This is a genomic window from Nitritalea halalkaliphila LW7 (assembly GCF_000265075.1).
Classification (GTDB): Bacteria; Bacteroidota; Bacteroidia; order Cytophagales; family Cyclobacteriaceae; genus Nitritalea; species Nitritalea halalkaliphila.
Map to the genome: position 1 here is coordinate 82,112 of NZ_AJYA01000019.1, position 9,790 is coordinate 91,901.

The 9,790-nt window shown below is 52.3% G+C and carries 11 protein-coding genes and 3 pseudogenes; 8 read left to right on the top strand and 6 right to left on the bottom strand.

Annotated features, from left to right (window positions below; genetic code table 11):
• Genes A3SI_RS20485 through A3SI_RS18160 form a run of 3 tightly spaced genes read left to right on the top strand, consistent with a single transcriptional unit; the run spans position 1 to position 2,445 of the window.
• The gene (locus tag A3SI_RS20485) at positions 1–498 is read left to right on the top strand and encodes a peptidase associated/transthyretin-like domain-containing protein (protein WP_050977428.1); all 498 of its coding nucleotides are present in this window, start codon (positions 1–3) and stop codon (positions 496–498) included.
• The gene (locus A3SI_RS20490; protein WP_238531658.1) at positions 462–845 is read left to right on the top strand and encodes a TonB-dependent receptor plug domain-containing protein; all 384 of its coding nucleotides are present in this window, start codon (positions 462–464) and stop codon (positions 843–845) included. Before A3SI_RS20485 ends, A3SI_RS20490 begins: the two co-directional genes overlap by 37 nt.
• Positions 769–2,445, top strand: a complete 1,677-nt coding sequence (locus A3SI_RS18160; protein ID WP_238531656.1) for a TonB-dependent receptor — start codon at positions 769–771, stop codon at positions 2,443–2,445. The genes A3SI_RS20490 and A3SI_RS18160 overlap by 77 nt, the downstream gene beginning before the upstream one ends.
• Here A3SI_RS18160 and meaB read toward each other — a convergent pair.
• Complete coding sequence (meaB, locus tag A3SI_RS07670; RefSeq protein ID WP_009054882.1) at positions 2,417–3,430, bottom strand: methylmalonyl Co-A mutase-associated GTPase MeaB; 1,014 nt, start codon at positions 3,428–3,430, stop codon at positions 2,417–2,419. The two genes, A3SI_RS18160 and meaB, sit on opposite strands and share 29 nt — an antisense overlap.
• Entirely contained in the window at positions 3,417–3,839 is a 423-nt protein-coding gene (locus A3SI_RS07675; RefSeq protein WP_009054883.1) for a hypothetical protein, read from the bottom strand. Before A3SI_RS07675 ends, meaB begins: the two co-directional genes overlap by 14 nt.
• Before the next feature lie 63 nt (positions 3,840–3,902).
• Here A3SI_RS07675 and A3SI_RS07680 point away from each other — a divergent pair.
• The 4 genes and pseudogenes from A3SI_RS07680 to A3SI_RS07695 form a co-directional block, all read left to right on the top strand.
• Positions 3,903–4,444: pseudogene (locus A3SI_RS07680) on the top strand (CopD family protein).
• Between the two features lies 1 nt (position 4,445).
• Positions 4,446–5,135, top strand: a complete 690-nt coding sequence (locus A3SI_RS07685; protein ID WP_009054887.1) for an SCO family protein — start codon at positions 4,446–4,448, stop codon at positions 5,133–5,135.
• A complete protein-coding gene (locus A3SI_RS07690) occupies positions 5,128–5,574 on the top strand; it encodes a c-type cytochrome (RefSeq protein ID WP_009054889.1) in 447 nt (148 codons plus the stop codon). The genes A3SI_RS07685 and A3SI_RS07690 overlap by 8 nt, the downstream gene beginning before the upstream one ends.
• Positions 5,575–5,639: 65 nt before the next feature.
• Positions 5,640–5,981: pseudogene (locus A3SI_RS07695) on the top strand (DUF6567 family protein); the annotation flags it as partial.
• Positions 5,982–6,188: 207 nt separating this feature from the next.
• On the opposite strand, the gene A3SI_RS07700 reads toward A3SI_RS07695, so the two are convergent.
• Positions 6,189–6,611: a hypothetical protein gene (locus A3SI_RS07700; protein WP_156810216.1), complete on the bottom strand. Its 423-nt coding sequence runs from the start codon at positions 6,609–6,611 to the stop codon at positions 6,189–6,191.
• A gap of 66 nt (positions 6,612–6,677) precedes the next feature.
• Complete coding sequence (locus A3SI_RS19305; RefSeq protein WP_040670396.1) at positions 6,678–7,256, bottom strand: MerC domain-containing protein; 579 nt, start codon at positions 7,254–7,256, stop codon at positions 6,678–6,680.
• A 54-nt stretch (positions 7,257–7,310) separates the two neighbouring features.
• Here A3SI_RS19305 and A3SI_RS07710 point away from each other — a divergent pair.
• Positions 7,311–8,151, top strand: a pseudogene (locus A3SI_RS07710) (aminotransferase class IV).
• Between the two features lie 116 nt (positions 8,152–8,267).
• Here A3SI_RS07710 and A3SI_RS07715 read toward each other — a convergent pair.
• Entirely contained in the window at positions 8,268–8,675 is a 408-nt protein-coding gene (locus A3SI_RS07715; protein ID WP_156810219.1) for a hypothetical protein, read from the bottom strand.
• A gap of 64 nt (positions 8,676–8,739) precedes the next feature.
• A complete protein-coding gene (locus A3SI_RS07720) occupies positions 8,740–9,741 on the bottom strand; it encodes an ABC transporter permease (RefSeq protein ID WP_009054903.1) in 1,002 nt (333 codons plus the stop codon).
• Between the last annotated feature and the right edge of the window lie 49 nt (positions 9,742–9,790).

A 9,790-nucleotide genomic window follows, 5' to 3' on the forward strand; every position in this document is an offset into this window, starting at 1 on the left:
ATGAAGTTTTCGCTTTCTTTCCTTGGCATGCTCCTCCTGGCCGCCCTCTTGGGCTTTCCAGCGCGGCAGACCTGTGCTCAGACCTTACGGATTTTAGAAGCAGGTAGCCAGCAGCCCGTGCCTTTTGCCACCCTGCGCTCCACAGATCCACAGGCCATCGCGCAATGTGACGAAAGGGGACAGGTATCGCTTCGAGATTTCCGCGGCGCTGTGCAGATCGACGTGCGCCACATGGGCTACCGCGAAAAGAGCGTTAGCTTCTCCGAATTAGTGGCAGCAGATTATGTCCTCTACCTGGAGCCCATCGTCCAAGCCTTCGAAACTTATGTGGTGTCCGCGACACGCTGGCGTACCCGTGCCCGCGCCATACCGACGAAGATCACGCAAATCAGCCTGAGGACCGCGCGCTGCTACAGCCGCAGACCACCGCAGACCTCCTGGGCAGTAGCGGTGAGGTCTTTATCCAAAAAAGCCAACAGGGCGGCGGCAGTCCCATGATTCGGGGATTTTCGGCTAACCGCCTGCTGTATACCGTGGATGGCATCCGCATGAACAGCGCCATCTTCCGATCTGGCAACTTGCATAATGTCATCTCTTTAGATCCGCTTTCCATTCAAAGCACGGAAGTCTTTTTCGGCCCAGGGGCTGTACTTTATGGCAGCGACGCCATCGGCGGTGTGATGAGCTTTCAGACCCTGCGCCCCAGCTTCAGCCCTTCCGACACACTACAGGTGAGTGGTGCCGCAGAGCTGGGTCTAGCTTCCGCTAATGGGCACATCCGTAGTCACGCGCAGGTGGCAGCTCTCAGGAAAGAAGTGGGCCGCACTCAGCAGCTTCACACATAACCGCTTCGGAGACCTGCGAATGGGCAGAAGAAGCGGGCGGCCCGAATACTTACGCCCTTTTTTCGTGCAGCGCATCGATGGGGAAGACCGTCTGGTAGAAAACCCAGACCCTCTCGTACAGCACCCTACTGGCTATGAGCAGTTTAACTTCATGCAGAAATTACGCTACCAGCCCCATGCCGACTGGGACCTGGAGTACGCCTTCCACCTATCCGAAACAGGAGATTTTCCGCGCTATGACCGCCTGATCGAAACCCAGGCAGATGGCAGCCCACGCTCCGCAGACTGGCGCTATGGCCCGCAGATCTGGCGTATGCAGCTGCTGAGCGCCCTGCATCAGGGCCAAAACGCTTTTTACGATCAGCTGGCTATCCGTCTCGCGCATCAGTACTTCGAAGAGTCTCGCATCAACAGGAATTTTTCAGGAGGGCAGCGCTTCCGCCTACGCACGAACTTGGAAGAGGTAACAGCCCTCTCTGCGCAGGTGGACGCAGAAAAAAGCTGGGGGCGGCAGCAGTTGTTTTACGGCGTAGAATACATCCGCAACGCTGTCAGCTCCACAGGAAGTGCAATTGATATACGCGACGGCAGCCCCATCGCCGTCCCCGATCGCTATCCCCAGGGGACTTGGACCAGCTATGCCGCCTACCTAAATTACCGCTGGACGCTGCAGGAGCGCTGGGTGCTGCAGGCGGGACTCCGCCACGGGGGCTTTGGCATAGCCGCAGATTTCCGCCGGCAGCTGGCCTTCTTCCCCTTTGACTTCGAACAAAGTAACCTCCATAACCAAGCCACCACTGGCAGTGCAGGCCTCATCTGGATGCCCGACGACAGCTGGACCCTGAGTGGCACACTGAGCACAGGCTTTCGAGCGCCGAACCTCGACGACATCGGAAAGATTTTTGATTTCGTGGGCGGAGAAGTGCTGGTGCCTAACCCAAGCTTGGACGCGGAGTACGCCTACAATGCTGAGCTGCACGCCTCTAAGGTCGTCGGAGACTGGCTTAAGCTCGACTTCACCTCTTACTACACCTATCTGGATGCCGCCATCGTTCGCCGCCCCTTCCAGATCGCCGGCCAGGACAGTATCCGCTTTAACGATGTACCTAGCCGCGTTTTGGCACTGCAGAACGCCGCTTTTGGCCGCGTCTGGGGCTTCCACCTAGGTTTCGAGGCCCTTTTGGCCAAAGGCCTGACCCTAAACACCCGCTATAACTTTCAGCGGGGGCAGGAAGAGCTGGAAGATGGGACTGTGAGCGCGTCTCGGCATGCTGCACCGGCCTTCGGCCAAAGCCAACTGCGCTACCAAAACAAGGCCTTCACAGGCATCCTCTACGTGCAGTATAGCGCGGAGGTGCCTTTCGAGCGCCTGGCAGAGGAAGAACGGCAAAAGCCAGCGCTCTATGTACGGGATGAAAATGAACAGCTCTTCTCTCCAGGCTGGAGCACGTGGAACCTAAAATTGCTTTGGAACATGGCAGAACGCTATCAGCTCAGCGCGGGCGTAGAAAACCTGCTCGACCTGCAGTATCGCCCCTATAGCTCTGGGATAGTGGCACCGGGCCGGAATGTTACGCTGGCTTTTCGGGCTCATTTTTAGCCTCCCGAAAGCGCTCCACTAAGGCCCTAGCAGTGGCGATGGCAGACACAGTACCGGCAGCCACATCGCTCTCCACGTCAGCCAGCTGTCCCCGAATGAGCGGATTATCGTAAAAAGCCTGCAACAGCAGGTAGGAAATATGTTCACGCATCCATGTTTTTCTTTGCAGCGCACGCTGCCGCTCAAAGGTCCCATTCGCACGGGTATGCCGCTCGAACCGCAGCACCATCTCCCAGATCGCCTCTAAGCCATCGCCAGAGAGCCCAGAGCAGGTGCTCACCTCGGGTATCCAGCCATTTTCCTTTGGCGGAAAAAGGTGCAGCGCATTCGCATAGGTCCTTCGGGCACGCTTGGCCAAAGCCGCATTTTCGCCGTCTGCCTTATTAATAATTAGCGCATCACAGATTTCGATGATGCCCTTCTTGATGCCCTGCAGCTCATCCCCTGCCCCCGCTAACATGAGCAGTAAGAAAAAATCCACCATGCCTTTTACAGCGATTTCAGACTGGCCGACGCCCACCGTTTCGATTAAAATGACGTCGAAACCTGCCGCTTCGCAGAGCAGCATGGCCTCTCGGGTGCGGGCACTCACCCCTCCCAGCGTGCTGCCCGAAGGACTCGGGCGAATGTAGGCGCGCTTATCCTGACTCAAGCGCTCCATGCGCGTTTTATCGCCTAAAATACTGCCTCCCGTCTGCTGACTGCTCGGATCCACCGCCAGAACAGCGACCTTATAACCCTGCTCGATAAGCTGCATGCCAAAGCGCTCGATGAAAGTAGACTTCCCCACGCCCGGAACGCCCGTAATGCCGACCCGAAGCGAGCGACCACTGTGCGGAAGTATCTCCTGCATGACTTGCTCGGCCAGCAGCCGATCCTTCTGTAAAGTGCTTTCGATTAAGGTAATCGCGCGGCTAAGCACCACACGATCTCCCGCTAAAACTCCCGATACGTAGGCTGAGGCCGACAATCTATTTTTGCGCATTAAGATCTATTTTTTCAAAAGGGTTCAACTGAAACCGCACCTGCCCCATGCCATCTTTCTCGTATTTCGCGATGCAAAAAGGCTGCAACTGCCGATCGATATGGGGATAGTCTGGCCGCGCCTTCACCTGCACCGGCATCTGCTCATCAAAGAAAAAGACGATGGTTTTCCCATATTTCGTGTGCGGCATAAAATCGCCATAACGCTGCATGTCCATGTAATCTTCTCGGTCTATCTTTACCGTGTAAATACGCAGCACCGGCCCGGTATTATTTTCATTTCGGTAGCGGTCCATTTCCTCGAACTGAGTCACTAAGTCCTGAGGACCAGCCTGATGGAGCGCCAGGTATAAGTTGTACAGCAGCAGCAAAGCCGCCAAAAACAGCACAATTTTCAAAAAGGTCTTCATGGGATAGTGGCCGAAATGTGGGTTACTTTCAGATTTAAACCCTAATTTAGCAGAAAAAATGATATGGCCTTCGAATATATCAAAGCATTACACATCATTTTCATCGTCACCTGGTTCGCCGGCCTCTTTTACATCGTGCGCCTCTTCATTTATCAGACGGAAGCCTACGAGAAACCTGCCGCCGAAAGCGCGATCCTCAGCCCGCAGTTTGCGCTGATGGCTAAGCGCCTCTGGCTCGGCATCACCTGGCCCTCCGCTATCCTGACGCTAATTTTCGGCTTCTGGACGCTGAGCTACCGCTGGGGCTACATGCAGCTGGGCTTTATGCATGCGAAACTGGCTTTCGTGCTGCTCCTCTACGTGTATCATTACCTCTGCCATATCCTCTACAAGCAGCTCCAGACGGGTGCAACTAAATTCACATCAAATCAGTTAAGAATATGGAATGAGGTGGCTACCCTGTTCCTGTTTGCGATCGTTTTTCTCATCGTCTTGAAAAACTCGCCAGCATGGTATGGGGCATCGTCGGGCTCTTTGCCCTAGGCGCCATGCTTATGCTCGGCATCACCCTTTACCGCCGTATTCGTGAAAAAAAAGTCAGTTAATATGAAGAAACAAGCGAAAATTATGTATCCGTTCTTCTTGGGAATCCTCTTCTTAGGCCTGGTGGCCTGTGGGGGCGAGGCCCAAAAGGAAAGTAAAAAAGAGGAGGGCGAGCTCCCTTTTCTGGGTCAAAAGACCATCGACACCTTCGAAATGGAGGGCAAAACAGTGACAGACACCGCCTACCATAAAATCGCGGACTTCAGCTTTCTGAATCAGGCGGGAGAGCGCGTGGATAACTTCACCGTGGATGGCAAAGTCTACGTAGCAGACTTCTTCTTTACCTCTTGCCCAACGATCTGTCCGATCATGAAGACACAGATGCTACGGGTGTATGAAGCCTTTGGCGATGAGCCAGACTTCAAGATTCTCAGCCACAGCATCGACCCCGAGCACGATACTGTAGAGCTACTGGCGCAGTTTGCTTCTGACCTGGGCGTAGAAGACACACGCACCTGGCATTTTCTGACGGGAGACCAAGAAAAAATCTTTGAAATCGGTCAGACCTCCTACCTGACCACTGCCATGGAAGACAAGGATGAACCGGGAGGTTACCTGCACTCGGGGGCCTTTGTCCTGATCGATCAGAACGGTCATATCCGCGGAATCTACGATGGTACCCGTGAAGACCAGGTGGACAGACTGCTGAAAGACATTCCGAAATTACTGAAGAAAGAAGGAGATCATGCATAAGTTCTTAGCCGCACTCTTGATAGGGGTTTTGCTGCTGGGCGCTTGCTCGCGCAAAGACAATAAGGCCGATAAGGAAATCGGCCTTTCTTCTATCACAGACACGAAGGTGATGCAGTATGCCGTGCAGGGGAAAACACTGTACGAGATGCACTGTGCTAACTGCCACCAGAAAAACGGTAAAGGCCTGGGCAAGGTAATTCCGCCTCTGAACCCTTCGGACTACATGCTGGAAGACATCCCGCGGACGGTTCGGCTGATTCGCTATGGCCTAAAGGGTGAAATCGTGGTAAATGGCGTCACCTATAACCGCGCCATGCCCGGAAACCCACAACTTACGCCGCTCGAAATCGCACAGATCTCAACCTATATTTACAACGTTTGGGGCCACTCGGAGGGCTTGATTCACGTAAACGATGTGGTAGAATACTTGAAGGACTAACATCACTTTTTATACAATCAAAAAAAATGAACCCTATGAAAAAATAACTTGCCTTTCTCTTTTCCTTCGTCCTTATAGCGGGACTAAGCAGCTGCGGCGTGAATACGGCTATCGTAGCGAATCTCAACAGTAATACCACGAATGTGGAGCTAAGTGAGAAAAATTTTACTGTAGTTAAAAAAGTGACAGGTTCTTCCACTGCCACCTACATTTTCGGGATTGGAGGTATTTCGAATAAGGCACTCCTTCAAATGGCCTACACGGACATGCTGGATAATGCGGACTTAGTGGGCAAGTCTCGTGCCATCGTGAATGTCACGAATGAGTCCCATGTAAAGTCCATTACACCACTCTACATCCGCCGCACTACATTCGTGCATGCACATGTCGTAGAATTCACAGATTGAGGCGCATTTCCTCTTTGCGCCATTCCAGGTGTACCAGTGTCGGTGGCGTGGGGTGTATAAGGTGTACCTTTTCTATATTAGATGATGTAGACACATGAAAAAGCGGCTTGTTATCTTGGAATAACAAGCCGCTTCTTACAAGGAACTTATTTCAGAAAGCTATCGGCATCGCTCATTAAAAGCGGAAGCGGAGGTCTGCGTAATTCTTCAGGAATTCGCTTTATCAGAACCCGTAGCTTCGCGGCCTTTTTGTAGAGCGCGTGTGATTTGCTCATGTACCACACGTACTTTTGCCATCTGATCGTTTAGGTATTCCTCTACTTCCTCTGGGCTCATTTCATCATTTTTCACTTTAAACTGCCGCATCCAGGCGAACATGCCATCGAAAGCGGCATCTAATTCAGTGGCTAGGTCTTCTGCCTCTTCGGCCGATAGGGGACCCTCTCCCGATTCCGCATCGGCGAGTACTTTGCGCTTCAGCGCTTTCAGCTCATCCATGTAAGGCATCACCTCATCGTGCACGGCGATTACCTCATCACGGAGGGCTTCATTTTCAGCGATCTTTTTCTCTTCGCTGGAAGCTTGCGGCTGGCAAGCCCAGACAGACATCAGGAGCACTCCGAATGCCATAAAAACACGTAAATACATCATAAGAAGTAAGTGAAATTATTTGAATCCGAAAGGTAGGTAAAAAGATCAGGAATGGCTGTGATCTACCTCACAGGCCCCATGCTGTTTCCAGTTCAGGTAATGCCCGATGACGAGGACGAAAGACGCGGCCAGAGACACGAATATCATCTCAGGTTTCCAGTCATGTAAGAGTACGCCGATTGAGAACACGATTACAGCGCTCCAAAGCGTTATTTTTATACCTTTAGAGTGTGCCTTCTTCGTGGCACTGTACACCGCGAAAAGCGCGATGAGAATAAAGACATAATCGAGTGCATGCCAAAGCATGCTGCCATGACTATGCGCGTGGGCATGCCCATGATGCGCGTGGCTGTGTCCATGATGTGCATGGTCGTGGTCATGATCATGATGTGCATGATCGTGGTCATGGTCGTGATCGTGGTCATGATGTGCATGGTCGTGGTGGGCATGAACTGCGATCCCAGCTTGTGCGCTGTTCGCTTCATCTCCACCGACATGATTAAAAAAGTATCCTGCTGAAATCAGCACGGGAACGGCCAGACAGTGAATCATGCAAAGCACTGAAGCGGACATGCCCATCAGATCGGCTGTTTTCGACGTAAATTGTTTAATAGCTTGCCACATACGATTGTAAATATAGGTAATTCTGAAGATATTTGACTTTCTAAACGAAATTTTATGAAGCCCTACTGCTTTGCCCTAGACCGAATCGCTCCGGTAGAAGAGGCCCGCATACATGCCAGTGACATCGCCGTGATCCGCGGGTATGGCATTTTCGATTTTTTACGCACCCAGGAATACTGCCCTCTTTTTCTATCTGACTACCTGGACCGCTTCATCGCTTCGGCACAGCATACCCGCCTGCCGCTCGCCTATACGAAGGACGAGCTCCGTGACATCATCTATACCCTTATCGCCAAGAATGACTTGCGCGAAGGAGGAATCCGCTTAGTGCTCACAGGGGGGCGCTCAGAAAATCACTTTGCCCCTGGGCAGTCCTCAGCTCTTTATTTTTAATGAAGACCTGTTTTTTCCGGATGCCTCTAAGTACATACAGGGAGTCAAGCTACTTCCTGTGTCCCATGTGCGGGCAGTAGCGACGATTAAAATGACGAATTATGCCTTCCCGGTGTATTTAAGCGGAGACTGGAAGGCTACGGGTGCAGAGGATGTACTGTACTACCACGAGGGCTTCGTGTCTGAAAGCTCGCGCAGTAACATATTCATAGTAAAGGATGGGGCCATCTCCACGCCCAACCATGATATACTGTACGGAATCACACGAAAGCAAGTTATTCAGGTGGCAGAAAATGTCGCTGAAAGGCCGATAAGCCTAGATGAACTCCTGTGCGCGGATGAGGTTTTCATGACCTCTACCACGAAGCGCATCCTTCCGGTGACGACCCTGGCCGATAAAAAAGTTAATGCCGGACGGGTGGGACCAGTCACCCAGATGCTCATGGAGCGCTTCCGAAAAATGGAAGCCCAGTGGATAGCCGACCAAGCTCCCACTCATTGATTGCTGAGTCCTCCTGCTGGCGCTTTGGCCTACCGGCCAAAAAAACTGCTCCATAAAAAAGCCCGAATATAGCCGTGTTAACGCTACATTCGGGCTCTATTTTTATCCCTGATCCCTTAATCGATCAGTTGTGCATTTTTCATGATGTACATGAGCCGCTCTGGGTCACTATCATTTAGGGTGAGCGTACCGCGGATGCGCACTTTTTTAGAGGTGTACTTGACCGCCTTCGTCATCTCGGCTTCCATAACCGTTTCTGGGCCACCAGAGCCGCAGAAAAAGCACTCCGCCAGCGGCAGTGAGCTCAGAATGATGTGCTCGGGCTTAAATAAGCCTTCAAAAGGAATGATGTAGCCATCTGCTTCCACGACTTTGCCCTCCAGGCTACGGATTTTATCGCTGAAAACAGGCACATAGAGCTCCCCGAATTCATCTTCGGTGATGCGGTAGGTGACTGCACTTAAATCGCGCCAGACAGTAGGTGACTGCGCGGCGACCTCCTGCAGGGCGAATAGTGCTAGCATGGAGGTAATAAAGAACAACTTAAAGTACTTCATATTCAATTTTGGTAGTTTCACGTATACGGTTTTATGAGCGTGTCAGCTGGCCCGCGATATCGGTGCGATACGCCGCGAATGCGGGCACGATGGCTGCCAAGACCCCCACTCCGAGGGCATAGGCCAAGATATACAGCTCTTCGAATAAGAACACACTGGCCGATAGCGTATTAACGGCTCCCTGGTCCACTTGGTTTATCACCAGTGCTAAAAAGGCATGCCCGAGGCCGAGGCCCACTAGCGCACCCAGAAAGGTGAGGATAAGCCCTTCCAGTAAGATATGTAGGAAGAGTTGCCCTCCGGTGGCCCCGAGCGTTCGCATGATGGCTAAATCATACTTGCGCTCTTTTAGGGAATTATATAGGGCGATAAAGATACCAAGCCCTGCAATGATCACGATAATGACTGCGATTCCCTGCACTAAACTAACACCTACGCCGAGAAGTTCAAACAGTCGCGCTACTTCGAAAGCCGGACTGGCGGCCTGCATATTCGTGCGAGAATTAATCATCCGCGGAAGCTGCACGGCGGCCATCGGATTTCTATACTGCACTAATAAGGAGGTAACCTCGCGGAATTCACCCTGGGGATCCGGAAAGCCCGTAGTCGCCACCGGGGCATCGAACTTACTGGAGTGCACATGCTCTTCCCCCTCCTCTTCCTCATCATGGGTGTACCAGACACTTTCTATGCTCGTCAGGATAAGTTGGTCCAAGACATTTTTCTGAAGGGGTAAAATACCCACGACGGTATAGGGATGCTCATCATGAGCATGGCCGCCACCACCCACACCATGGGAGCCGATGATCTGATCGCCCAGCTTTAAGCCCGTTTTTGCGGCTACCGCAGCACCCAAAACGATTTCAAAAGGTTTTTCCCAGCGTTTCCCTTCCCCTACTTCGGCCTCATACAGGTCCAGATAGTCGTAATTCGTCCCCACGATACGATAGCCTTGGTAGTTACTCCCTAAACCGAGTGGATCACCTGCTTGACAAGCCGGTTTGCGTAAGCTTCTGCGCTTCTTCCAGGTCAATATTCCCTGTAGGGAAATCAATATGGTAAATGCTAGAGAGTATCAGCTG